22 protein-coding genes and 1 riboswitch are annotated in these 24,884 nt (G+C 69.0%); of the genes, 12 read left to right on the forward strand and 10 right to left on the reverse strand.

All coding sequences use genetic code 11. The features are described 5' to 3' along the window. Positions 1-55: 55 nt before the first annotated feature. Entirely contained in the window at positions 56-2,980 is a 2,925-nt protein-coding gene (locus EV653_RS35780) for an ATP-binding protein (RefSeq protein ID WP_134110040.1), read from the forward strand. 171 nt (positions 2,981-3,151) lie between these two features. Beyond that, entirely contained in the window at positions 3,152-4,381 is a 1,230-nt protein-coding gene (locus EV653_RS35785; RefSeq protein ID WP_233714893.1) for an ROK family transcriptional regulator, read from the forward strand. A 156-nt stretch (positions 4,382-4,537) separates the two neighbouring features. Here EV653_RS35785 and EV653_RS42540 read toward each other — a convergent pair whose 3' ends face one another. The 3 genes from EV653_RS42540 to EV653_RS35795 form a co-directional block, all read right to left on the reverse strand. Continuing rightward, positions 4,538-4,663 carry a hypothetical protein gene (locus EV653_RS42540; protein WP_255511219.1) on the reverse strand — a complete coding sequence of 42 codons (126 nt, stop codon included), beginning with the start codon at positions 4,661-4,663 and terminating at the stop codon, positions 4,538-4,540. Between the two features lie 85 nt (positions 4,664-4,748). Continuing rightward, complete coding sequence (locus tag EV653_RS35790) at positions 4,749-5,498, reverse strand: alpha/beta fold hydrolase (protein ID WP_134110043.1); 750 nt, start codon at positions 5,496-5,498, stop codon at positions 4,749-4,751. Continuing rightward, positions 5,495-6,157: a DUF998 domain-containing protein gene (locus tag EV653_RS35795; RefSeq protein WP_134110046.1), complete on the reverse strand. Its 663-nt coding sequence runs from the start codon at positions 6,155-6,157 to the stop codon at positions 5,495-5,497. Before EV653_RS35795 ends, EV653_RS35790 begins: the two co-directional genes overlap by 4 nt. A 109-nt stretch (positions 6,158-6,266) precedes the next feature. On the opposite strand from EV653_RS35795, the gene lysX reads away from it, so the two are divergent. Together lysX and EV653_RS35805 are read left to right on the forward strand one after the other, a co-directional pair. Then, positions 6,267-9,623, forward strand: coding sequence for a bifunctional lysylphosphatidylglycerol synthetase/lysine--tRNA ligase LysX (gene lysX / locus EV653_RS35800; RefSeq protein ID WP_134110049.1), 3,357 nt, complete (start codon positions 6,267-6,269; stop codon positions 9,621-9,623). A 48-nt stretch (positions 9,624-9,671) separates the two neighbouring features. Beyond that, entirely contained in the window at positions 9,672-10,589 is a 918-nt protein-coding gene (locus EV653_RS35805; protein ID WP_134110053.1) for a hypothetical protein, read from the forward strand. Positions 10,590-10,591: 2 nt separating this feature from the next. On the opposite strand, the gene EV653_RS41440 is transcribed toward EV653_RS35805, so the two are convergent. Together EV653_RS41440 and EV653_RS35820 are read right to left on the reverse strand one after the other, a co-directional pair. Then, complete coding sequence (locus EV653_RS41440) at positions 10,592-11,197, reverse strand: hypothetical protein (RefSeq protein WP_166679671.1); 606 nt, start codon at positions 11,195-11,197, stop codon at positions 10,592-10,594. 131 nt (positions 11,198-11,328) lie between these two features. Then, complete coding sequence (locus EV653_RS35820; protein ID WP_134110059.1) at positions 11,329-12,159, reverse strand: helix-turn-helix transcriptional regulator; 831 nt, start codon at positions 12,157-12,159, stop codon at positions 11,329-11,331. A 102-nt stretch (positions 12,160-12,261) separates the two neighbouring features. Here EV653_RS35820 and EV653_RS35825 point away from each other — a divergent pair, with 102 nt between their 5' ends. Further along, positions 12,262-12,954, forward strand: coding sequence for an SDR family oxidoreductase (locus tag EV653_RS35825; protein ID WP_134110063.1), 693 nt, complete (start codon positions 12,262-12,264; stop codon positions 12,952-12,954). Positions 12,955-12,966: 12 nt separating this feature from the next. Here the strand turns inward: EV653_RS35825 and EV653_RS35830 are convergent, their stop codons facing one another. Beyond that, entirely contained in the window at positions 12,967-14,340 is a 1,374-nt protein-coding gene (locus EV653_RS35830; protein WP_134110066.1) for an L-serine ammonia-lyase, read from the reverse strand. A gap of 80 nt (positions 14,341-14,420) precedes the next feature. Beyond that, positions 14,421-14,528: riboswitch (glycine riboswitch) on the reverse strand. 175 nt (positions 14,529-14,703) lie between these two features. Between EV653_RS35830 and EV653_RS35835 the strand changes: the two genes are divergently transcribed. Then, positions 14,704-16,113 carry an alpha/beta hydrolase gene (locus EV653_RS35835; protein WP_134110069.1) on the forward strand — a complete coding sequence of 470 codons (1,410 nt, stop codon included), beginning with the start codon at positions 14,704-14,706 and terminating at the stop codon, positions 16,111-16,113. 3 nt (positions 16,114-16,116) lie between these two features. On the opposite strand, the gene EV653_RS35840 is transcribed toward EV653_RS35835, so the two are convergent. The 3 genes from EV653_RS35840 to EV653_RS35850 all read right to left on the reverse strand — a co-directional run bounded on the left by EV653_RS35840 (position 16,117) and on the right by EV653_RS35850 (position 18,761). Then, entirely contained in the window at positions 16,117-16,344 is a 228-nt protein-coding gene (locus EV653_RS35840) for a hypothetical protein (RefSeq protein ID WP_134110072.1), read from the reverse strand. Positions 16,345-16,536: 192 nt separating this feature from the next. Beyond that, positions 16,537-17,961 (reverse strand): aminopeptidase P family protein, encoded by a 1,425-nt coding sequence (locus EV653_RS35845; protein WP_134110075.1) that lies wholly within the window; start codon positions 17,959-17,961, stop codon positions 16,537-16,539. 77 nt (positions 17,962-18,038) lie between these two features. Further along, positions 18,039-18,761 (reverse strand): GntR family transcriptional regulator, encoded by a 723-nt coding sequence (locus EV653_RS35850; protein WP_134110078.1) that lies wholly within the window; start codon positions 18,759-18,761, stop codon positions 18,039-18,041. Between the two features lie 98 nt (positions 18,762-18,859). On the opposite strand from EV653_RS35850, the gene EV653_RS35855 reads away from it, so the two are divergent. Genes EV653_RS35855 through EV653_RS35865 form a run of 3 tightly spaced genes read left to right on the forward strand, consistent with a single transcriptional unit; the run spans position 18,860 to position 21,050 of the window. After that, positions 18,860-19,612, forward strand: coding sequence for a LamB/YcsF family protein (locus EV653_RS35855; protein ID WP_134110081.1), 753 nt, complete (start codon positions 18,860-18,862; stop codon positions 19,610-19,612). Beyond that, entirely contained in the window at positions 19,612-20,217 is a 606-nt protein-coding gene (locus tag EV653_RS35860; RefSeq protein WP_134110084.1) for a 5-oxoprolinase subunit B family protein, read from the forward strand. The genes EV653_RS35855 and EV653_RS35860 overlap by 1 nt, the downstream gene beginning before the upstream one ends. Then, on the forward strand, positions 20,214-21,050 hold the full coding sequence (locus EV653_RS35865) for a biotin-dependent carboxyltransferase family protein (protein WP_134110087.1): 837 nt from the start codon (positions 20,214-20,216) through the stop codon (positions 21,048-21,050). Before EV653_RS35860 ends, EV653_RS35865 begins: the two co-directional genes overlap by 4 nt. A 3-nt stretch (positions 21,051-21,053) precedes the next feature. Here the strand turns inward: EV653_RS35865 and EV653_RS35870 are convergent, their stop codons facing one another. Further along, on the reverse strand, positions 21,054-22,034 hold the full coding sequence (locus EV653_RS35870; RefSeq protein ID WP_134110090.1) for a GlxA family transcriptional regulator: 981 nt from the start codon (positions 22,032-22,034) through the stop codon (positions 21,054-21,056). Between the two features lie 35 nt (positions 22,035-22,069). Between EV653_RS35870 and EV653_RS35875 the strand changes: the two genes are divergently transcribed. Genes EV653_RS35875 through EV653_RS35885 form a run of 3 tightly spaced genes read left to right on the forward strand, consistent with a single transcriptional unit; the run spans position 22,070 to position 24,867 of the window. After that, entirely contained in the window at positions 22,070-22,702 is a 633-nt protein-coding gene (locus EV653_RS35875) for an HD domain-containing protein (protein WP_134110093.1), read from the forward strand. Between the two features lie 44 nt (positions 22,703-22,746). Further along, positions 22,747-23,100: a UBP-type zinc finger domain-containing protein gene (locus EV653_RS35880; protein ID WP_134110096.1), complete on the forward strand. Its 354-nt coding sequence runs from the start codon at positions 22,747-22,749 to the stop codon at positions 23,098-23,100. Positions 23,101-23,106: 6 nt separating this feature from the next. Continuing rightward, the gene (locus EV653_RS35885; protein WP_134110099.1) at positions 23,107-24,867 is read left to right on the forward strand and encodes a GH32 C-terminal domain-containing protein; all 1,761 of its coding nucleotides are present in this window, start codon (positions 23,107-23,109) and stop codon (positions 24,865-24,867) included. Positions 24,868-24,884: the final 17 nt, after the last annotated feature.

Below are 24,884 nucleotides of genomic sequence, written 5' to 3' on the forward strand. Positions count from 1 at the left end.
CGGTCCTCGGTCGGGCTCCTGCGGCGACAAGCATCAGTAGTTACAGTTGGCAATCATGCAGACCCGTTCGCCTACCGTGGTCGGCAGAGCGCGGGAGATCGAGAGCCTTCACCGCCTGCTGGCCGGAGCCCGCGGCGGACGGGGTGGTGCGATCTTCCTCGTCGGCGAACCCGGCATCGGGAAGAGCCGGCTGGCCGCGACCGCCACCACGCAGGCCCTCGATGCGGGGATGACGACACTGCGCGGACGGGTCGGGGCGATCGGCACGATGGTTGCCTTCCGCCCGTTCACGGAGGCGCTTCTGTCGTTGATCCGGCGCGGTGAGATGCCCACGACCGAAGGTCTCGGCCCGTACCGGCACGTGCTCGGCCGCCTCGTTCCGGACTGGGACGACGGCACCGCACACGACACCGCTGCGTCACCGGTCGTGCTCGGAGAGGCAGTACTGCGACTGCTGGCCCTGGTCGGCAGGGACCGCGGCTGCCTCCTGGTTCTCGAGGATCTGCACGGCTCCGACCCGGAGACGCTGGCCGTGATCGAGTACCTGCTCGACAACCTTGACGAGCAGCCGATCGCGCTCGTCGCGACGATGCGCGCCGAGACGTGTCCGGCGTACGAACTGGCACGGTTGTCGGCACAGCGAGGGATCGCCGAACTGGTCGAGCTGCCACCGCTGGAGCGGAGCGAGGTCGCCGAACTCGCCGCGGGCTGCCTGGAGGTTCCGGCCGACAACGTACCGGAACAGCTGACGGACCAGCTGTGGAACGACAGCGCCGGAATCCCTTTCATCGTTGAGGAATTGCTGCAGGAGGCGAACCGCAGCGGGCAGCTGGTGTCCGGGCCGGACGGCAGCGTGGAGGTCGTCGACGACCTGCACACGATCGTCCCGGCCGCGGTGGTACGCAGTATCAGCAGCCGGACCGCGCAGCTCGGGCCGCAGTCGCGGGACATCCTCGTGCTGGCCGCGGTCATCGGGCACCGGTTCCCGCTGAGCATCGTCCGCGCGGCGACCGGGACCGACGAACGGTTGCTGCTGGCCACACTGCGGGCCGGCGTGGCCGCCCAGCTGGTCGGTCCGGACGAGCCGGCGCCGGACTGGTACGCGTTCCGGCATCCACTGACCGCCGAATCGCTGCTCGCCGGGCTGACGCCGACCGAACGCTCCGCCATGGCCCGCCGGTGCGCGGACGCCGTCGAGGAACTGCATCCGGGACTGCCCGGCGAATGGTGCCCGATGGTCGCCGAACTCGCCGAGTCCGGTGGCGACACCATCCGCGCCGGCCAGTTGTTCGCCCTCGCCGGACGACGATCGTTCGACGACGGCTCTACCGGCTCGGCGGCCAATCTGCTGGACCGCGCGAACACCCTGCTGGCAGCCGATCCCGACATCGGCCACCGGGCCGATGTGCTCGGTGCCCTGCTGCTCGCACTCACCGCGACCGGCGGCTTCGAGCAGCTGGCCGTCCACACCGCGACCGTCGACGAACTGGCCGACCGCAATCTCGACAGCCGCAAGGTCGCCGCGCTGCACGTCAAGCTCGCGGACGCCGAGATGGTCGCCGGCCGTTGGGCGGCCGCGCTCCAGCATGTCGCGACCGCCCGGTCGCTACTCGGCAGCGACGCCGGCGACGCCGACCTCGCGCCGATCGACGTGGTCGCCGCCAACCTCGAGTTCGCCCGGACGAACCCCGGCCGGCTGAAGGCGGCCACCGAGCTGGCCACCCGCGCCGCCGCGGCGGCCGAACGCGCCGAGCTGCCCGAGGTGGCCTGCGAAGCCCTGCAGCTGCTGGGCATCCTGGCCCGCGAGCACGACCTCGACCGGTCGATCGACTACTTCCATCGGGCCCGGCAGATCGCCGAGGACCACGGGATGGCGCTCCAGCGGGTCACCTCGCACATCCTCCAGGCGGTCAGCCTCTACCTCGCCGACGGAAGCATCGTCGAGCTGGAGCGGTCCCGGCAGCAGGCGCTCCGCATCGGCGCCATCTCGCTGGTCTACGACGTGGACGGCATGCTCGGCCAGCAACTGATCCTGCAGTCCCAGTACTCGCGGGCCGCCGAGATCATCGACGAGTGCGTCGAAGTCACCCGGCGGATGCGGCTCGGCCGGTCGGCGACGTTCTTCCTGGCCACGAAGGCGATCCTGGAGGCGCACCAGGGCCGCCGGCCGGCGATGGAGGCGACGCTGGCCGAGATCGCGAACTGGGGCGGCGAACGGGCGTCGTACGAGTTGCCGTACTCGTACGGATTGGCCCGGACGTTCTGCGCACTCCTGGAGGAGAACCGGGAGCTCGCCGACTCCGAGTTGGCGCAGGCGCTCGCGTACGACGCGCAGAACCCGACCACCTTCCAGCTCTCCGGGAAGAACGGCCTGGCGCTGCTGCTCGGCGTACTGTCCGGCCGCAACGGCTGGGCGCACTTCGAGGCGGTCACCGCGACCGCTGCGAGCGGGATGCGGTGGAACAAGCAGTTCGTCCAGCTCGCAGAGGCCGTACTGCTCGGCCGGGACGGTCGGGTCGAAGCGGCCAACGCCAAGGTGCAGGAAGCGACGGAGACCGCGTCGCTGTTCCCGATGGCGCGGCACCTCGGTCTGCGCCTGGTCGCCGAGCCTGCCCACGCGGACGGCTGGGGTGATCCGGTCGGCTGGTTGCGGCTGGCGGAGGACTACTTCCACACCGCGGGCATCTCGCCCGTGGCGAGTGCCTGCCGCAGTCTGATGCGGCAGCTCGGTGCGACCGTGTCACAGCGCCGGAACGGCTCGGAGCAGGTGCCGGCGCATCTGCGGCAGCTCGGGATCACCACCCGTGAGTTCGAGGTCTGCCAGCTGCTGGTGGACCGGATCGGGAACAAGTCGATCGCGTCCCGGCTGCACATCTCGCCGCGGACGGTGGAGAAGCACGTGGCGAGTCTGATGACCAAGACCCAGCAACCGGATCGGGAGGCACTGAGCAGTTTCGCCCGCACCGCACTCCAGGGCTGAGCCTGGAGCCGACCCGATTCCGGGCAGCGATGCGTGTGCTGGAACATCTGGCACCTGTTGGGTGATAGTTGTCGACTCACGCATCGGCATCCGCCACCCGACGCGGCCAGTGGACAGTATTTACGAACGCTCGCTATCTATACTGTGCGAGTGGCAGGCAAGGGGTCGGACATGAGCAAGGGAACGGTCGGCGGCGGCGGTACGACGATGCTGCGGCGGATCAATGTCGCCTCGGTCCTGGATGCGGTCCGACGATCCGCGCCGGCACCGTTGCGCGTCGCTGAACTGGTCGAGCGGACCGGTCTGGCCAGGCCGACGGTCGCACAGGCTGTCGACGAGCTGCTCGACGCCGGTTGGCTGCAGCAGCACGGCCCTGATTCCGCGGACCGATCACTGGGTCGTCCGGCGATCCGCGTCTCGCTGCGCGGCCGCGCCGCGCCCGTGCTCGGCCTCGATGTAGGCCCGCACCGCGTGACCGTCGGCGTCTCCGACCTGGCCGGCCGCAAGCTGTCCTTGGTACGCCGCTCCGGACCGGGCTGGACCGCGCAGGAGCTGCTCGGCGTCATCGGTGAGGTGATCACCGAGGCGCTCGCGGAGGCCGAGGTGCCGGCCGAGGATGTGGCCGCTGCGGTCGCTGCGAGCCCTGGCATCGTCGACGAGCACACCGGACGGGTCCAGCTTGTCCCCAGCGTGCCGGGCTGGTCGGCGATCGACCTGATCAAGCACGTGCGCGGGCTGCTCGACTGCCCGGTCATGCTGGACAACGACGCCAACCTGGCCGCGCTCGCGATCGCTGCCGCGCGAGGCGGCACTGGCACGCTGCTGGCCGTCCAGTGGGGTGAACGGCTCGGCGCCGGCATCGTGATCGACGGCCGGCTGCACCGGGGCACCGGAGCGGCCGGCGAGATCGGCTTCATCGCCACAGGTCCGGATGACGTGATCAACCCCGAGGACAGCCGCGGACCGCTCGAGCGTGCCGTTGGCTCGGAGGCGATCGCAGCACTCGGACGTCAGGCCGCGCTGGACCACCCGGAGTCGCGTCTGGCCGAGCTGGGCGGTGACCAGCTCGACACCGCGGACGTGTTCGCGGCTGCGGCGGATCGTGACCCGGTCGCGCAGGCCGTCGTACAGCAGGTCGCGCGATCGTTCGCGCGCGCTCTGGCTCCGTCCATCCTGGTGCTGGACCCGACCGCCGTGGTCATCGGCGGCGGTGTCGCGCGCGCCGGCGCCGTACTGCTCGATGCGATCTCCGACCAGCTGCGCCTACTGACCCTCAACCACCCGAAGCTGGAGCTGTCCGCGCTGGCCGAGGACGCCGTAGTCACCGGCGCGATGCGCATGGCCCTGGACGAGGTGTGGCAGCGCAAGCTCCCCACCCCCGCCATGACCAGCACTACCTAGGCCCCTTCACTACCTTCGCCCCGGGCGCACCACACCAACAGGTGTAGGTGAGCTCGTACAACACGTGCCCCGCCAGGTCGATCCGGCGATCCAACCCGTTCACCATCGTGAGCGGCAGCAGCGATCGCCGGTCACACACCGAGCAGGTGATGACGATCATCGCCTGTCCCACGTGTACATGCGGCTGGCGTAGAGCCGCCAGATCAGGCGCGAGTGTTCCCGCACGTCGTCGAGGAACCACCGCCACCGCAGACTGCGGCTCACCTGCATCTGATCGCTCATTGCGCACATCCGCCACGGATCGTTACTGCCACGACTGTTTCAGTAGAATGAGCGTAGAGCATCCGGTCCGCGGAGTGGAAGGGGTTTACCGCAGTACGGCGGCGGCGACCGCGTCCGGGCGGTCGAGGTGGACCAGGTGGGCCGAGTCGGGCAGCACCTCGACAGTGCCGCCGAGCTTGTCGGCCAGGCGGCGCTGGCCCGCGAGCCAGCGGGTGGCGGTGAAGCGGGAGCTGCCACCGGTGGCGACGAGCAGCGTCGTCGGAGCCAGCGCGCCGACCGGTCCCGCGACCAGCTTCTGCACTTCGGCGGCCAGCTCCCAGCTGCCCGCCAACTCGTCCCAGAACAGCAACCACGACGAGTCCGCGCCGTACCTGCTCCTTGCCGTTGCCTTCGACAACAGCTCGTGGTTCGACATGCTGCCGACGCGGACGCTGAGCCGGCGCAGTCCGGTGCCGATGACGCTCGGCAGGCCGAGCCGCCCGAGGAACCGCGCCAGCGCCCGCACCGCCCGGTCACCACGCGTGCCCGGGTAGAACGCACGCCATCCCGTCTCCGAGGTCAGACTGGTGTCGACCAGCACCAGCCGGGTCACCTCGAGCGGCCGGGTCAGCGCCCACCGCAGTACGGCGAGTCCGCCGATCGAGTGCCCGATCAATCCGATCTCCGCGTTGGACGGTACGTCGGCAGCCGCGCGCAACGCATCCACATCCGATGTGATCGGCGTGAGCCACGGGTCGATCACGCGGACATCCTCGTCCGGCAACAGCTCGACGACCCGGCCGAACTCCTCCGGAGTCTCCGCCAGGCCGGGCACCACGATCCAGATCACGCTCATCGAGACAAAGCTTGCCTCAGACCTGGTAGCAAAGTCCCCAACATTAAGCAGAACAGCACGGTAGAAGCGCGTTGCAGGATGCCCGGCGCAGTTACCTCCTGGCCACTCAGCGTCTCGTATGCGACCACCGACCCGAGCCAGACCTGCGTGACCAGGACTCCACCAGCCAGTACGGCGAGCAGTTTGCTCAACCAACCGCCCCAGCCACGGCGGCGCAGTGCCATCAGAGCGAAGACGGCCATGGCAATCGTGCCGGCGCCGGCCATGGTCGAGGTGGCCTCGTGTAACACCAACGCGGCACCGGCCTGCCCGTTCGCCTCGCTCGCACGGCACGCGGCACTCGCCGACGGCGCGCAGTCCATCGGCGAGAACGAGTCGAACATCGTCCCGACTGCGAAGACCGCCGTGCTGATCAGCAGCCATCTCAGCTCACGACTCCGGCGGGCCAGGACGACGGCGAGCAGTGTCAGCACGCTGCTCGACAGGTCCATCGCCCGGCCGTACAGGCTGGTCGACTGGTCCCGGGCGCTGAGCTCGCTGAGGAACGACGTATGGACGTTCAACGGGAACCCGGCCGCCGCCTCCAGCAACAGGCTGCAGTAGAGCGCGGCCGCGGCCAGCAGCAGGTTGCGGACCGGACGGTACGGGACGGAGTCCATGCCAGTCAGCGTGGCATGACAACCAAAGTATCGGCTGTGGCGTCAGGGGTAGGGTCGAGGTAGTGCTAGGTCGACCGAAGTCTCAGCGAACTAATGGGATGATCGGCTGGTGCGGTCGGAACAAGCAGTAGCGATACCGGTGTGGCAGCACCGAGCCGCGGTCTGGGTCGGCCGCGCCGTTGTGCTCGCCTCGGTGTGGTCCTTCGTTGCCATCCCGTTGCACATCGGAGCGCCGGTCCTCGTCAAACACGTGGACATGGCGTTCGATTTCGTCGGCATCCCGGCCGGCCACACGTTCTTCTCCGCCGTCTACCTCGCGGTGGTCGGCAGCGCCTTGCTGCGCGGTAAGCGAGCCGCGCTGCTCTGGGTGCTGTGGGTCTTCGAAGCGCTGTGGCTCCTCGGCCTGACCACCTACATCGCGTTCAGCTTCGTTCGCCTGAGCAGTCCCGGCGGCGCCGAGTGGCTGTCCGACCTGGACCGCACCACGGTCGCGGACGTCGAGTGGGCCATCGTCCAATGGGTCGTCGTCGCCGCGATCATCGTGTTGTTGTGGAAGATCCGCGGTGCTTTCCCGGCCCGCCTCGCACCCGGGACGCGCCGGCTCGCGGTCGGCGCGCTGGTCTTCGGCATGCTGATCTCGATCGCGGTCAGCATCACGCTCACCCAGATCTTCCCGCGGACGCTGGAGGGTCAGCGACAGAAGATCGGCTGGGCGATCATCGCCGCCCTCGGCCAGTCCCGGAGCAAGCTCGGCGGGCACGAAGGGCACGGCTGGGTCGGCCTGACGGTCGGCGCGATCTCCGCGGCCTCGCTGGTGATCGCGTTCTGGATCTTCCTCCGCTCGGTCCAGCGCGTCCGGTACCTGACCCAGGCCGAGGAGCTCGAAGTACGACGACTCCTGCTGCTGCACGGAGAGCGCGACTCGCTCGGGTACTTCGCGACCCGCCGCGACAAGGCGGTGGTCTTCTCGCCGGACAACGACGCCGCGATCGCCTACCGGGTGGTCAACGGCGTCAGTCTCGCGAGCGGTGATCCACTGGGCGATCCGGTCGCCTGGCCGGCCGCGATCCAGCGCTGGCTCGCCGAGGCCCGGCTGTACGGCTGGTCCCCCGCCGTCCTGTCCGCGAGCGAGGAGGCGGCCCAGGCGTACGTCGACGCGGGTCTGCGCGCGTTGTCGATGGGCGACGAGGCGATCATCGATGTCGCGGACTTCACACTCGAAGGCCGGACGATGCGCCCGGTGCGGCAGGCGGTGACGCGCGTACAGCGGGCCGGGTACCACGCGGAGGTTGTGCGGCACGGGGATCTGTCGCCGGAGACGTTGTCGCAGTACGTGCAGCTGGCCGAGCGGTGGCGGGGCGCGCGGACCGAGCGTGGGTTCTCGATGGCGCTCGGACGGCTCGGCGATCCGGCCGATGCGCGGTGCGTGATGGTCATCGCGCGGGATGCGGACGGCGTCGTCCGCGGTCTGTTGTCGTTCGTCCCGTGGGGCGTGCGTGGTGTGTCGCTGGACCTGATGCGGCGCGACCCGGAGTCCGCGAACGGGTTGATGGAGTTCATGGTCACCTCGCTGATCGAGGCGGCCCACGATCTCGGCGTACACCGGATCTCGCTGAACTTCGCGATGTTCCGGGAGATCTTCAGCGATGCGGAGCGGGTCGGCGCCGGTCCGGTACTGCGCCTGACCAACGCGCTGCTCACCGGCGCCTCTCGCTTCTGGCAGCTGGAGAGTCTGTATCAGTCGAACGAGAAGTACCTACCGCGCTGGTCGCCGCGGCTGATGTGCTACTCACGGGGTGCGTCGCTCGCACAGGTCGTGCTGGCGGCCGGTACGGCGGAGGGCTTCCTGCCCGCGCCCCGGCCGTGGACCCGCGTCGACACCGTCGAAGCGGCCGAGCGGCACGCGATCATGGCCGCAGACGGGCGTGCGTTCGCGACCGCGGTACGCGCACAGGAAGAGGAACTGCTACGGCCGGCGTTGCCGGAGCGCAGGTTGACCGAGCAGGAGCAGATCCGGCGGACCAAACTGACCGAACTCGTTGCCGCGGGCATCGATCCGTACCCGGTGAGCGTGCCGCGGACCGAGACACTCGAGCGGGTGCGGGAGCTGTACCCGAACCTGCCGCCGGATCACCACACCCATCACCTGGTGTCGGTGACCGGGCGCGTGATGCGGATGCGGAGCCACGGCGGGCTCGCGTTCGCGCAGTTGCAGGACGGATTGACCCAGCTGCAGGTGATGTTCACGGCCGAGGCGTGCGGCGACGTACCGCTCGAGCAGTGGCGCCGGCTCGTCGACATCGGCGACCACGTCAGCGTGACCGGCGAGGTGGTGACGAGCCGGCGCGGTGAGCTGTCGATCGCGGCGACGTCGTGGATGATGGCGGCGAAGTGCCTGCATCCGTTGCCGGACAAGCGGAAGGGCTTCACCGACCCCGAGGCGCGGGTGCGGCAGCGGCACATCGACCTGGTCATGAACCCGGACTCGCTGCGGATGATGCAGCAGCGCAGCGCCGCCGTACGGGCGATCCGCAACGGCTTCGAGACGCGCGGGTTCATCGAGGTCGAGACGCCGATGCTGCAGGCGGTGCACGGCGGCGCGAACGCGCGGCCGTTCGTCACCCACATCAACGCCTACGACACCGAACTGTTTCTCCGGATCGCCCCGGAGCTGTTCCTGAAGCGACTCAGCGTCGGCGGGATGGGCAAGATCTTCGAGCTGAACCGGAACTTCCGCAACGAGGGCGCGGACGCGACCCACAATCCGGAGTTCACCTCGGTCGAGGCCTACCAGCCGTACGCCGACTACCACGTGATGCGCGAACTGACCCGTGAGCTGCTGATCGAGGCCGCGACCGCGGTCTTCGGCAAGCCGGTGGTACGCCGGGCCGACGGCGAGATCGACATCTCCGGCGAATGGCCGGTCGTCACCGTCCACGATGCCGTCGGCCAGGCAGCCGGTGCGGACGTCGATGCGAGCACCCCGGTCGAGCGACTGCGGGAGATCTGCGCGGAGCACGGCGTACACACGACGTTCGAGATGTCGGCCGGTGAGCTGGTGCTGGAGCTGTACGACGAGCTCGTCGAGCCGAACACGACGTTCCCGACGTTCTACACCGACTTCCCGCTGGAGACCTCGCCGCTGACCCGCAACCACCGCTCAGATCCGCGGCTGGCCGAGCGCTGGGACCTGGTTGCCTTCGGCGCGGAGATCGGTACGGCGTACTCCGAGCTGGTCGACCCGGTCGAGCAGCGCCGGCGCCTGACCGAGCAGTCGCTGAAGGCGGCCGCGGGCGATCCCGAGGCGATGTCGCTGGACGAGGACTTCCTGTCGGCACTCGAGTACGCGATGCCGCCGACCGGCGGTCTCGGCATCGGTGTCGACCGGGTGATGATGATGCTGACCGGCCAGAACATTCGAAGTACGTTGGCGTTCCCGTTCGTTCGTCCCGCCCCCAGGGACTGACGGGTACCCTGGCTGCTTCAGGGGTGAGGGGCTGCTGGGGGGTTGGGGATGAGGCGCTGGGCTGCGCTCTGTGTCGGGGTGGGACTGCTGGCGGGGTGCGCCGCGAAGCCGGGGCCTTCGCCGACTGCTCCGTCGTCGGCTCCGGCCAGTGCTGCACCGGCGCCGGCGTCGTCCGTTCCGCCGGCGGGGCCGTTGGGTACGGCGGCGTACCAGGCCGAACTGACCCGGATCGACCAGGTGCTGGCCGCACCGGCCTCACGGCTGACGCGCGTCCGCACCGCCGAGGGACTGAGTGACGCCATGAATACGCTGGCGGAGACACTCAACACGGTCTCGGTACGGCTGGCCGCGATCAAGGTGACACCGCGACTCGACGCAGCACACTCGTTGCTGCAGGTGCGCATCGGCGTGGCCGCTACCCAGCTGACCGGCCTGGCGGACGAGACCGAGGACGACGCGCGGTGCGGAGGTGTCGCGTACACCTCGCAGAACGTCCAGCGTCAACTGCGCACCAATCTCAGCTCCGCGCTCACGCTGCTGCAACAGCTCAAGCTGACCTTCGGCAAGACGCTGCCCGACCCCGGCCCCGCACCGAAGCAGGTACGCCCGGACAGCGGCGACGTCCTGGTACAGCGGGGTCCGGGCGGCACCGGACAGCTCAAGATCACCAACGGCACGGCGAAGGACGTCGCGGTCTCGATCGTCACCGACGGCCAGCCGCCCAGCCGCCCGCAGGTCATGATCTATATCCGGGCGACCAAGTCCACCGCCGTGAAGGAGATCGGCGGCGCCTACCACCTCTACTTCAAGAGCGGCACCGACTGGGACCCGGACAAGCGCAAGTTTCGCGCCGACTGCGCCTTCAAGAAGTTCGACCAGACCTTCGGCCGCAACCAGGGCTGGCAGGTGAACCTCCAGCCCACGCCCGGCGGCAACGCCGACACGACCGAGGTCGAGGCCTACTGACCCTACAGCCCCAGCTTGTCCAGGAGACCGCCGAGGAGACCGCCGAGGCCGCCACCACCCGGGTGATCGGGTGGGCTGGTCGGGGTGCTGCTGGTCGGCGGCGGCTCGGTCGGGGTGGACGTCGTCGGTCGCTCGCTGGGCACGGTGGTCGGGTGGGCGCTCGGCAGCGTGGTCGCCGCCGTCGGGGGCACGGTCGGCGGCACAGTCGGGGGCCGCTCGGTCACCACCGTCGTCGGCCCGGTCGTCTCCAGGATCTGGGGGGTCGGCGTACCGGCGGTGATCGCGGGATAGCCCGTGGTCGTGAGACCGGTCGGCAACTGGATCTCGCCCGGCTTGGTTGCTGTCGGCAACTGCGTCGGTACGGCGCTGGGCGTCGTACCCGTCGACGGCGCCGCGGTGCGCGGGATCGCCGGGAGGTTCTGCGTCGGCCGGCCGGGCTCGATCCCGGCGACCGGACTGGCAGGCTGCGGACCACGGCTCCAGAACGAGAGCAGTCCGAGCACGAGGCAGCCGAGCAGCACCAGGCCCGCGCCGGCGGCGGCCTGACGACGGCGCCGCGGGTTCTGCCAGGGCGGGCGGCGGGAGGCCGTGGCAGAGATGGGCTTCACAAGGCCCGCAGATTATCGGTCGAAGAGCCGATTCAAACAGCCCTTGGAAGAAATTGAACGAAAGAACTTCATATTCCAGTAATTCCGAACCGCCTACGCGACCGTAGGAATGCAGTGCGTTAGCTGACTGCTCAGGTCAGCGCCTGCAGGCCGATGACCGACAGCAGCCGGAGCTTTTCGGCCGCCTCCGTATTCGGCGCGGCCGTGTACACGACCATGCGCAGATCGCTGCCCGGGACCGCAAGCACGTCGCAGTCGATCGTGAACGCACCGACCTCGGGATGCCGGATCGTCTTTCGCTCGGACCGGTGGAAGCCGACCACCGGCCGCTCCCAGAGTCGCGCGAAGTCCTTGCGCCGAGCGCGAAGCTCGTCGATCAGCGCCCGGAGATCGGGGTCGTGCGGGTAGCGGGCGAGCGACGCCCGCAGATCCGTCACCATCGCGGTCCGGAAGTCCCGCTGCTGCTCGGGTGTCTGTACGACGCGATCGCCGGGCGCGACGAAGTGGCGGTAGATGATGTTGCGGTCCCGCCCACGCCACTCCGATGGATCGCCGATCACGGCGGCGAACAGCGGGTTCCAGGTGATGATCGTCCAGGCGGCGTCGCACACGCACAGCGGTGCGCCGTCGAGCTGGTCGACGATCCGCTGCACACCGGGCGGGATGTACGCCGACAGCCGGCCGGGCGACGGCTCGACCTCGCCCGCTAGCAGGAACAGATGGTTGCGCTCGGCATCGGACAGCCGGAGCGCCCGGGCCAGCGCGGTGAGCACCTGCGCGGACGGTGAGTCCGACCGGCCCTGCTCGAGCCGGACGATGTAGTCGACCGACAGCCCGGCGAGCTGGGCCAGCTCCTCGCGCCGCAGCCCCGGCGCGCGCCGCTTTCCACCAGCCGGCAGTCCGACCTGCTCCGGGGTCACGCGATCGCGCCAGGCGTGCAGCGTCCTACCGAGCTCAGCCATACCCCTAGTATTCCGCGTTGATTCCGCCGCAGCCTGGTACTGCCATTCCCTAGGACATTGCGGGTACTACCTGCACGATCCCCCCGGCGGGAGGGTGAAGGCATGACCACGACACTCATCACCGGGGCGAACAGAGGCCTCGGATACGAAACCGCCAGGCAGCTGATCGCGGCGGGACACACCGTCTACCTCGGCGCCCGCGACCCTGAACGCGGCAAGCAGGCAGCCGCGGACCTCGGAGCGCAGTACGTGCAGTTGGACGTCACGAGCGACGAGTCCGTCGACGCGGCCGCGCAACAGCTGGATTCACTCGACGTGCTGATCAACAACGCCGGTATCCCCGGTCCGCGCAAGGAGATCCGGGAGCTGACCGCCGACGTCTTCCGGGAGGTCTTCGAGCTGAACGTGTACGGCCCGGTGCGAATGATCCACCGCTTCCTGCCGCTGCTCGAGCGCAGCGACAACCCGGTCATCGTGAACGTCTCCAGCGGTCTCGGCTCGATCGCCACCGCGGTGGATCCGGACGTGGCGAGCAACGTGCCCGTCTGGGTGCCCGCTCCGGCGTACGGCTCTTCGAAGGCAGCGCTCAACATGCTGACGGTGCAGTACGCGCGGCAGCTGCCGAACCTGCGGATCAACACCGTCGACCCGGGCTACACCGCGACCGACTTCAACGGCCACAGCGGCTACCAGACCGTCGAGGAGGGCGCGGAGATCATCGTCCGGCTCGCGCAGATCGATCAGACCGGCCCGACCGCGGAGTACCTGAGTCTGCACGGCACCGTTCCGTGGTGAGGAGAACGGCGATCAGCACTCGATGACGTTGACGGCAAGGCCGCCGCGGGACGTCTCCTTGTACTTGATCTTCATGTCGGCACCGGTCTCACGCATGGTCTTGATGACCTTGTCGAGCGTGACCACATGGACGCCGTCACCGTGCATCGCCATCCGGGCCGCGTTGATCGCCTTGACCGACGCCATCGCGTTCCGCTCGATGCACGGGATCTGGACCAGGCCGCCGACCGGGTCACAGGTCAGCCCGAGGTTGTGCTCCATCGCGATCTCGGCGGCGTTCTCGACCTGTTGCGGCGTACCGCCGAGGACCTCGCACAGACCGGCAGCGGCCATCGAGCAGGCGGATCCGACCTCGCCCTGGCAGCCGACCTCGGCGCCGGAGATCGACGCGTTCTCCTTGTAGAGCACGCCGATGGCGCCGGCGGTCAGCAGGAACCGTACGGCGCCGTCCTCGGTCGCTCCCGGCACGAACCGCCGGTAGTAGTGCAGTACGGCGGGAATGATGCCCGCGGCACCGTTCGTCGGCGCGGTGACGATCCGGCCGCCGGACGCGTTCTGCTCGTTGACCGCGAGAGCGAACAGGTTGACCCAGTCCATCACCTTGAGCGGATCCACCGACCACGGGTCCTGGCTGAGTTTCTTGTGCAGGGCATGCGCCCGGCGCGGTACCGTCAGCCCGCCGGGCAGGATGCCCTCGGTCTCGCAGCCCTCGCGGACGCAGTCCTGCATGACCTGCCAGATCCGCAGCAGGCCGTCGCGGATCTCGTCCTCGGTCCGCCAGGCCAGCTCGTTCGCGAGCATCACCTCGCTGATCGACAGCTGCGACTCGCGGCAGCGGTCGAGCAGCTCCGCGCCGGTTGTGAACGGGTATTTCAGCGGGGTCGTGTCCAGCACGATCCGGTCACCCGCCGCGGCGTTCTCGTCGACGACGAATCCGCCTCCGACCGAGTAGTACGTCCGCTCCCGCAGTACTGCGCCGGTCGCGTCGCGGGCGCTGAAGATCATCCCGTTCGGGTGGTACGGGAGGGCCTTGCGGCGGTGCATGACCAGATCGGTGTTCTCGTCGAACGCGATCTCGTGCTCGCCGGCCAGCACGATCCGGCCGCGCTCACGGATCGTCTCGACCCGGGCATCGACCGAGTGCGTGACGACGGTCTCGGGGTCGGCGCCCTCGAGGCCGATCAGGACGGCCTTGTTGCTGCCGTGACCGTGCCCGGTCGCGCCGAGCGAGCCGAACAGCTGGGCGTGGACGGTCGCCGTCGCGGCCAGCAGGCCGTCGTCGGCCAGGCCGCGAGCGAAGGTGCGGGCGGCACGCATCGGTCCCACGGTGTGGGAGCTCGACGGGCCGATCCCGATACTGAACAGGTCGAAGACGCTGATCGCCATCGTGTGGAGGTTCCTTCCGGTCGTCGTTGACCGTTTGGTGTCCTCCCCGCTCTGTTGGACCCAACGTCCTCCAGAGATGCCTCGCCCGTGCGGTGAAGGTGCCTGAGAGATTCTTGGGGAGAGTTGCTCCTACGGCGCCCGGGTCCAGAGTTCGTCTACCTGGCCCGGGACTCTCCCGCACGGGTTCATGCGGCTGTTGAGTTGACTGACGCTGTGGACGGTACGGCGGTCCGCCCGCCAACGTCAATCCGGCCGCGGCGGACCTGTCCGACCGGTACCCCCAACAAGCCCCGGGCCGTGCTCGGGGTCTGGCGGGGTTCGTCCCGGATGCCTGCAGCAAGCGATTGCCGAAGGATCGTTCGCATGAAGTTCATCCGACGCGCCCTGGCCGGCGCTGTAGTTCTCGGCGTCGCCGCGGCGGGGCTGACGACGTCCGCCTCCGCGACCACAACCCAGGTGCACTGGGCCGACTGCAAACCGGAAGGGCACGACGATCCCGCTCTGGTGAAGGGCTCGCAGTGCGCGACCCTCCGACTACCTGTCGATTGGCGGAACCCGAACGGACCGACCTTCGACCTCGCGATCGCCCGCCGTACTGCGAAGGGCGAGCGGGTCGGGGTGCTCGTGTTCGGACCCGGCGGGCCCGGGGACTCAGGGGTCGACCGGATCAAGACCGGGATGACACGGTTCAGTGCGGACCTGCAAAACCGGTTCGACATCGTCAGCTTCGACCCGCGGGGCGTCGCGCGGAGCAATCCGGTGCAGTGCTCGGCTGCGCTGCTCGCGAAGCAGCCGTCACCGATCATCACGAGCACGGCCGAATTCACCGCGACGATCAGTTACAACCGGCAGCTCGCGAAGGACTGTCGCGAGAACACCGGTCCGCTCTACGACCACATCGACACCTGGCAGACGGTGCGCGACGTCGACGCAGTACGCCGGGCGCTCGGCGAGTCCACGATCTCGTTCCACGGCAGCTCGTACGGCACGCTGCTCGGAGCGCAGTACGCCGAGACGTATCCGAACCGGGTCCGCGCGATGGTGGTGGAGAGCGTGATCGACCACGCCTCACCTACGACGAAGTCGTTCCTCGACGTCCAGGCGGCCGCAGCACAGGACTCGTTCGACGAGTTCGTGCAGTGGTGTGACGCGTCGGCGAGCTGTGCGCTGCACGGGCAGGACACTCACGCACTGTGGGCTGGACTGCTGGCTCGGTCGAGTGATCCGTTCAAGCTGAGCTTCCAGGTGTTTCGGATGCTCTACGACCCGGAATGGTCCGCCCTGGCCCAGACGCTGAAGGAGATGGACGCTCCTACGGTTACCGCCGCGCCGACCGGGCTCGCGCAGTACCCGCTGGCGGTGTTCTGTCAGGACTGGAACCTTCCGGTCAAGGACTACCGCGAGTACGCCGCACATCTGCAGCGGCTGGCCCGCAAGAACCAGGACATGCGCTACCCGGGTCAGCTGATGGCGGTGTCGATCTGTCTGGGTGCGCCGAAGGCGAACAACCCGCAGCACGTGCTGAAGGTGCACGGGCTCAAGACGCCGGTCCTGCTCGCCAACGCGATCCACGACCCGGCCACGCCGTACGCCATGGCGCAGAGCGTGCAGCGTCAGCTCGGCCGGTCCGGAGTGCTGCTCACGTACGAAGGCTGGGGACACGGCAGCTACAACTCGAGCCCGTGCATGCGGACCACGATCGACGATTACCTGATCTCGCGTGAGGTGCCGAAGCGCGGCAGCAGCTGCGCCGCCGTACCGCCGGTCGGCTGAAGCTCAGACCGGTACGCCGGTGACTTCGAGGACGCGGTCGAGCTGGTCCCCGCGGACCAGCCGGCCCGTCATCAACCGGAGCTCGCTGCAGGCCGTCTCCAGCGCCTGCGCCTGGGTCCGGCAGTTGTCGACGAACCAGAACGGGTCGTCGGGCTGCGGATCATCGGCGTCGTCGATGTCGGCGTACCAGTGCCGACTGCTGTAGTGCACTACTCGCACCCGTAGATTCATGATGACTACTCCCCGTACCCAGGGATCCTGGGTCCCCCCTGGCCCCAGTCGGGGCCGCCTCGGCCTGGCGCGTGCTACGCGGCCCCCCACTAGCCACGCGCCCGGCCGAGTTCGACCCTCCCCCGCTCTTTACATCGTGCTGGGCGGGCGAGTGTTACCGGTTGTGACGGTTAATTTTGAGCGATCGCTTGATCACTTCAGGTGTGATTTGGTCCACTGCTCCAGGCCGTCGGTGGTGATCGGCAGGTCCTCGGTGAGGATCTCCAGCCGGTCGGAGTGCACGACGACGTTGTCCTCGATCCGAATCCCGATGCCCCGCAGCTCCGGAGGCACGGTCTCGTCGTTCGGGTGGAAGTACAGCCCCGGCTCGACCGCGAGTGCCATCCCGGCCTCGATGGTGCCGGCGAAGTACGCCTCCGGCCGCGATGCGTCGCAGTCGTGTACGTCGAGGCCGATGTAGTGGCCGGTCCCGCAGACGATGTAGCGACGGTGCTGCTGGCCGTCCGGGCCGAGCAGTTCGTCCATCGACGCGTCGAGCAGACCCCAGTCCCGCAGCCCTTCGGCCAGCACCCGCAGCGCTTCGTACTGGAAGGCGCGGTACGGCGCACCGACCTTGACCGCGTCGAGTGATGCGAGCTGTGCCTCGTGCACCAGGTCGTGTACCTGCCGCTGGGCAGCGGTGTACTCGCCGGTCGCCGGGAACGTCCGGGTCACGTCGGCGGTGTAGAGCGTGCGCGTCTCGACGCCCGCGTCCAGCAGGATCACGTCGCCCTCGTTCACCGGGCCGTCGTTGCGGACCCAGTGCAGCACCGGCGCGTGGTTGCCAGCAGCAACGATCGACGCGTAGCCGACGCCGTTGCCGGCCGTCCGCGCGCGCCGGTCGAAGGTGCCCTGCAGCCAGCGCTCGCCGCCGCCACGGATCGCCTCCGGCAGCTCGCCGGCCACGTCGCCGAACGCGAGCACGCTGGCCGCGACCGCCTCCCGCAGCTGGTCGAGCTCCCAGTCGTCCTTGATCCGGCGCAGCTCGGCGAGGGTCTGCCGCAGCGCGTTGCCGTCGGTGGGCGACGTGCGTACCAACGCGTCCAGCATCGGCTCGACGCCGGGCACCGAGAGCATGAACGGAACCGCGCCACGCACTGCCGCGGGCAGCTCCTCGAGCGGGCGGCAGGCGATCTGCAGCGCGTCCGACCAGTCCTTCAGACCCGGCACCGGGCCGATCCACAGCTCACCGTCGCGCGCGTTCGCGAAGAAGTCGGCCTCGTCCGGACCGGCCGTCTCACGCAGGTACAGCGTCGCGTCGCCGTCGCCGGAGATCACCAGGACGGCGCCCTCGGCCTGGCAACCGGTCAGCCAGACGAAGTCGCTGTCGGCGCGGAACTGGTAGTCGGTGTCGTTCGACCGGACCGGCGCGCGGCCGGCCGCGAGCGCGATCCGCCGTCCCGGCAGCGCCGCGGCGAGCTTCCGCCGGTGCTCGGCAGCCGCCTCGGCGAGCCCTTCCGGTACCGAAACCGAGCGGTCCACCGGCCCCCAGCCACGCGAGACGAAGTCCCGGAACCCCTTGGCGTCGATGGGGCGGTACGACTTCGGCGTCTGGTCGGTCCGGGCGTCATCGGACATGAGTGAGCTCCCCTTTACGGCTGACGTTGTCAGTTCATCAACGCAGGTACGCACCACGCGGCGCAAGCCCTTATCGGCTACCGGGATCGGAAGGCGGCGAGGATGGCCCGCTCGGAGTGCAGCAGGTACTCGTTCAGGTCGGCCGCGGCCTCGTCGTACTTGCGCGCCTCGAGGAGCTCGAACAGCCTGCGGTTTCGCTCGATGTACGGCTCGTGCAGCTCGCGCGGGGTCGCGATCACGTGGAAAAGGAGCCTCAACTCCGCGAGCAGCCGGCCGGTCATCGCGTCCATTCGGGAGCTGTCGGCCAGACCGATCAGGTGCTCGTGGAAGCGCATGTTCGCCGTACCGACGACTGGCCAGCGGTCCGCGCGGGCGGCGGCTTCGGCTGCCTCGACGTCGTCCAGCAGCGGCTCGAGACGGCTCGCCGGCAGCTCCGGGTCGCGGTCGGCCAGTCCGCGTACGACGTCCACCTCCAAGACTCGGCGGAGTCGGTAGAGGTCGATGACGTCGTGCTCGTCCAGCTCGGGGACGAACACTCCGCGGTGCAGCTTGTAGACGAGCAGGCCCTCGTGGGTCAGCAGGCGGAAGGCCTCGCGCAGGGTGTTCCGGCTGACCTCCAGGACCTCGGTCAGCTCGATCTCGGAGAGTTGGGCGCCGGGCGGCAGCGCACCTTCGGTGATACTGCGGCGAAGGATGTCGGCGGCACGCTCCGCGGAGCTGCTCCGGTCCAGTCGCGCGACGTCGGCGGCGACAGTTCGCAGCCACGCCTGCCGTTCGGTCTCGGCCCCACCCGTACTCATCTCCGCATCATCCCGCACGGCAGCGGCGAGGAAAAGTAGAACAAGGCTCTTGCAGGATTGTTGAACAATCTCTAGGCTCGGTCGAGGGAGGTGGCCGCATGGACCTCAACGCGGATATGGGTGAAGGATTCGGTTCCTGGTCGATGGGCGACGACTCGGCCTTGCTGGACGTTGTCACCAGCGCGAACGTGGCCTGCGGGTTCCACGCCGGCGATCCGTCGATCATGCGGCGGGTGACGGCCGAGGCGGTCGAGCGCGGCGTCGCGATCGGGGCCCACGTCGGGTACGCCGACAAGCCCGGCTTCGGGCGGCGCTTCCTCGACATCGAGCCGGCCGCATTGCGCGACGAGGTGGTGTACCAGATCGGTGCGCTGGACGCGTTCGCGCGGATCGCGGGCGACCGGGTGCGGTACGTGAAACCGCACGGCGCGCTGTACAACACGATCGGCCATCACGTGGAGCAGGCGACCGCGGTGGTCGCCGCGGTCGCGGAGTACGACAAGACCCTCCCTGTGCTGGGTCTTCCCGGCTCGGTGTGGCTGCGGCTCGCGGAGGAGGCTGGTCTGACGGCGGTGCATGAGGCTTTTGCGGATCGTGCCTACACCCCTGAGGGGACGCTGGTTTCGCGGCGCGAGGCCGGGTCCGTGCTGCATGATGCGGACGAGATCGCGGCCCGCTGTACGGCGATGGCGACCGGGCAGCCCATCCGGGACAGCTCTGGCGGCTCGCTGCTCGTCGATCCGACCTCCATCTGCGTTCACGGCGACACCCCTGGGGCCTTCGACATCGCTCGGCGAGTGCGTGGCGCGTTGGAGGGAGCGGGCGTCACCTTGCGCCCGTTCACCGGCTGATGCGAATCCTCCCGGCGGGCGACCGGGCGCTGCTGGTCGAGCTCGACGATCTCGACCAGGTGCTCGGTTACTACGCCGCGTTGACCGCGGATGCACCGGCGGACGTCGTGGATATCGTCCCGGCAGCGCGGACCGTGCTGGTCACGACCACCGGCGACCTCGCCGCCTTGTCGCGGACCCTGCACGAACTGACCCCTACCCGGGACAGCCGGACGACCGGGGATCTGATCGAGATCCCGGTCATCTACGACGGAGCGGATCTGGGGGACGTCGCCGACCTCATCGGCTGCTCCCAGGACGACGTGATCGCCCGTCACACCGCCGACGAATGGACCGTCGCCTTCTGCGGCTTCGCCCCGGGCTTCGGCTATCTGACCTCCACCGACACCTGGAACATTCCGCGCCGGTCATCACCCCGCACGAAGGTCCCCGCCGGCGCGGTCGCGCTGGCCGGAGAGTTCAGCGGCGTCTACCCGCGCGAGTCTCCCGGTGGCTGGCAGTTGATCGGTCGCACCACGGCGAAGATCTTCGACCAGGAGCGCGATCCGGCCGCACTGTTCCACCCGGGCCGGAGGGTCCGGTTCGTCGACGCGGGCCGTGGATGAGCAGCCTGACCGTTCTCGAACCGGGGCCGTTGGCAACAATCCAGGACCGCGGGCGAGCGGGTCAGGCGGCACTCGGCGTACCGGCGTCGGGCGCCTGCGACCGGTCTGCCTACGAACTCGCGAACCGTCTGGTCGGCAATAGCCCCGGCGCGGCGGCGCTCGAGGTCACCTTCGGCGGACTGGTGATGCACGCCGACGCGGACCTCGTCGTCGCCATCACCGGCGCCCCCTGCACCGGCGTGCCTTTGAACGCTCCCGCCACGGTGCGCGCCGGCCAGGTACTCCGTCTCGGTCCGCCGGCCACGGGTCTGCGGACGTACCTTGCGGTCCGCGGCGGGATCGACGTACCGGCAGTCCTCGGCTCTCGTTCCACCGACCTGCTGTCCGGCCTTGGACCCGCACCGCTGACGCCCGGGGAAACACTCCCGGTCGGTCGCGCTGTCGAGCCGATGCCTGGAGTCGACCAGGCCCCCGTCGCCCATCCGGCCGGTGGGAAGGTCACACTCCGCGTGACTCCAGGACCCCGCCGGGATTGGTTCACCGACGCCGGTTGGGAGTCGCTGCTTTCCCAGACCTATCAGGTCAGCAGCAACAGCAACCGCGTCGGCGTACGCCTCGACGGCTCGCCACTGGAACGCGCGCGAACCGGCGAACTGTCGAGCGAAGGCATGGCCCTCGGCGCCATCCAGATCCCACCGTCCGGCACCCCAGTCATCTTCCTGGCCGACCATCCCGTCACCGGCGGCTACCCCGTCATCGCGTACGTCGCCGACGCCGACCTGGATGCCTGCGCGCAGCTGAGGCCCGGCCAGCCGGTGCGGCTCGTCAGCTGACGTTCACGCTGTCTGGAAGCGACGCAGGTACTCCGTCGGCGTGATGCTGAGATGTCTGGCGAAGGCGCGACGCAGGGTCTCGTCACTGCCCAGCCCGCTCAGTCGAGCTGCTTTGGTGATGCTGTGGCCGTCGAGCAGCAGCTGCTGGGCCCGGTCGAGTCGCACTCGCTCGACCCAGCGGCTGGGCGTGGTCTGGAACTCGCTCTGGAACAGACGGGTCAGATGTCGCGGACTCACGGCCGCAGATGCCGCCAGGTTCGGCAGGGTGTGATCGCCCGCGGGGTCGGCCACAACGGTCTCCGTCACCACCCGCAGCGGATCGCTTCGCGCCGGCGGCGTGTCCAGCGCTGTCGAGAACTGGGACTGCCCACCCGGCCGCTGCAGGAAGACAACCAGTTCGCGTGCTGTTGCCCGCGCGAGTTCGGCGCCGTGGTCGGCCTCGACGAGACCGAGCGCAAGGTCGATGCCGGCGCTGATCCCGGCCGAGGTCACGTAGCGCCCGTCGGTGATGTGCAGCGCGTCGGGCTCGACGTTCACCGTCGGGTACTGCCGCGCCATCGCGGCCGCGTGCCGCCAGTGCGTCGTCGCCCGCCGCCCGTCGAGCAGACCGAGTCCCGCCAGCACGAGCGCGCCGCTACAGACCGACGCCACCCGCTCAGCTCCGTCCGCAAGCGCCCGCGTTATCTCGGCGACCTCCGTAGGCACCCCATCGACCAGGTGATCGGCACCGGCCACCACCACCGTGTCGACCGCTCCAACCTCCGCCGCCGCGACCACCCCGGCAAGCACGACGCCAGACGCCGTCGTCACCTGCCCACTCTTCTCGGATACCAAAACCGTGTCGTATCGGTTGCTGCCCTGCGCCCGGTTGGCCTGATGGAGGACTTCGAGCGGACCGGTGACGTCGAGGAGCGTCACGCCGTCGTACACCACGAACGCGACTCGGTGTGTCCGAATCTGTGGTTGATGTGGCGAATTGGACATGGCGACAGTGTAACCCGGACCCCGAATCTGGAGTCATGACCGAAACCATCGCCGGGGTGCGGATCCCCGACAGCACCCTGGCCCGCGAGGCCACCGAACTCGTCCGCGACGTCGCCTCCCCGCTGCTGTTCGACCACTCCCGCCGGGTGTTCCTGTTCGGCGCGCTCCGCGGCAAGGACCTCGAGTACGACCCCGAGCTTCTGTACGTCGGCGCGATGTTCCACGACCTCGGCCTGACCGAGCGCTACCGCCGGATCGACCAGCGCTTCGAGATCGACGGCGCCGACGAGGCCAGGCGTTTCCTCCACCAGCACGGCGTCACCGGCGAGGCCGCCGACCGGGTCTGGACAGCGATCGCGTTGCACACCACACCGGAGATCCCGCTCCACATGGCCGCCGAGGTCGCGCTCGTCACCCGCGGTGTCGAACTCGACGTACTCGGCCTCGGGTACGACGTCATCACCGACGCGGAGCGCGACGCCGTCACCGCCGCGCACCCGCGCCCGGACTTCAAGAACCGGATCCTCGAGGCCTTCGCCGAGGGAATCCAGGACCGGCCCGCGACGACGTTCGGCAACGTCAAGTCGGACGTCCTAGAACACTTCGTGCCCGGCTTCCACCACACCGACTTCGTCGACATCATCAAGAACTCCGCGTGGCCCGAGTAGGACCTTGCTTGTGAGGGGGGCGGGGACCGGCGAGGATGTGCGGTATGACGGAGAGTTCTGGAATCCCGGGCATCGACAGTTCTGTCCCTCCGAGCGGCACCGGCTGTGTCGAGTGCCTGGCAGCTGACGGCTGGTGGTTCCACCTCCGCCGCTGCGCGGAGTGCGGCCACATCGGCTGCTGCGACTCCTCCCCCGAGCAGCACGCGTCCCGCCACGCGGCCGAGACCGGTCACCAGATCGTCCGCAGCTTCGAACCGGGCGAGGACTGGTTCTGGCACTACGGCGAGTCCGAGTACTACAACGGCCCCGAGCTGGCCCCGCCGGCCGCCCACCCCGAGGATCAGCCTGTCCCCGGCGGCAACGTCCCCACCGGCTGGCAGAGCAAGCTCCACCGCTGAGGCCGCGTGACTGAGCTGTCCGCCGATGTCGTCGTCGGCGACTTCACCACGCCCACGCCGGGACGGCAGGTCTCGGCACCGTTCGTCGTCTCCCGGCCGTACCTGAACTTCCAGATCTGCGGCGGCGACTACGAGTACAAGACCTGCCTGAACGTTGTTGTGAACGGGCGGGTCGTCCGCACCGAGACCGGGCGGGCCACCGAACGCCTGCACGCGGCCACCTTCGACCTGACCGACTGGCTCGGCCGGGATGCGTACCTGGATCTCGTCGACGAAGCCGACGGTGAGTGGGGCTACGTCCGCGTCGGCGACATCGTTCTGAGCTCGACGCCGGCCGTCGTCACCGCGAAACCCCCGCTGTATCGCGAGGCTCTGCGACCACAGCTCCACTTCACGGCACGGCAGTGGGCGATGCACCGGCTGAACCCGGTCGAGCGTGAGGAGGGCTGGCTCAACGACCTCAACGGGCTGGTCTTCCACGACGGCGAGTACCACCTGTTCGCGCAGCGCTGGAACAAGTGCTGGATCCATGCCGTCAGCAACGATCTGGTGCATTGGACGGAGCTGGAGCCGGCGTTCTTCGAGGAGTCCCTCGGCAGCGGCGTGCAGTCGGGCAGTTGCGTCGTGGATGTCGACAACACCTCGGGCCTTGCTGGGCCGGGCGAGGGTCCGGCGATGGTTGCCTTCTGGTCGCGTAACGACAACCGGTCGCAGTGCGTCTCGTACAGCCTGGATCGCGGGCGGACCTGGACGCACTATGCCGGCAACCCGATCATGGACCTGCCGGAGCGGGATCCGATGGTGTTCCGCGATCACCGGCGTGCGCAGTGGATGATGGTGTTGTACGGCGACGATCGCTACCAGCTGCTGCGCTCCGACGACCTGTTGCACTGGGAGCCGCTGGACAGTTCGATCTCGGACAGCTTCGAGTGTCCGGACTTCTTCGAACTCGGCGTGGCCGGCTCGGACGAGTCGCGATGGGTCCTCGTTCGTGGCGACGGGCGCTACTCGATCGGCTCTTTCGATGGGCGGACTTTCGTCGAGGAGACGTCTCAGTTGCAGGTCGACGGCGGTCCGCACTTCTACGCAACCCAGAGCTGGGCGGCGCCAAGCAGTGGCACCGCTCCACGCCGGGTCCAGGTCGCCTGGATGCGCGGCGGCCGCTACCCGAACATGCCGTTCAACCAGCAGGTAAGCATCCCGTGCGACCTCTCCCTGCACCACACCGCAGACGGCCTGAGAATGCTCCGCAACCCGATCCCCGAACTGGCCACCCTGGAACGTACCCGACACACCTGGCCCACGCGCGTCCTGTCCCCGAACACCCCGTGGCACATCGGCACAACCTGGCCCTTACTCCGCATCACCTGCAACGTCACCCTCCCGCCGAACGCCAAGCTAACGCTCAACATCAGCGGCACACACGTCACCGCAACGCCAGGCACAATCGCCATCCTCGCGTCAGCCCAGCCAACAACCACCCCAGCCGAACAACCAACCACCACCCCCGCCGGGCAACCGCCTGCCTCTCCGGCCGAGCAGGTGGCTGTCGGCGCGGCCGAGCAGGCGACGATCACCGCAGTCCGCAAGCTCGACATCCTCGTGGACACGACGTCGATCGAGGTGTTTGCCAACGATGGCGAGGCCTCGTTGACGGCGTGCGTGCTGCCGGGGCATTTCGAGCTGACGTTCACCGCGTCCGGAGCCGACTGCACGCTGGGCGAGCTCGAGGTCGTCGAGCTAGCTTCGATCTGGCCGACGATCTAGCGCACGAACTGGCCGTT

The sequence above is a fragment of the Kribbella pratensis genome (genome assembly GCF_004365355.1).
Classification (GTDB): domain Bacteria; phylum Actinomycetota; class Actinomycetes; order Propionibacteriales; family Kribbellaceae; genus Kribbella.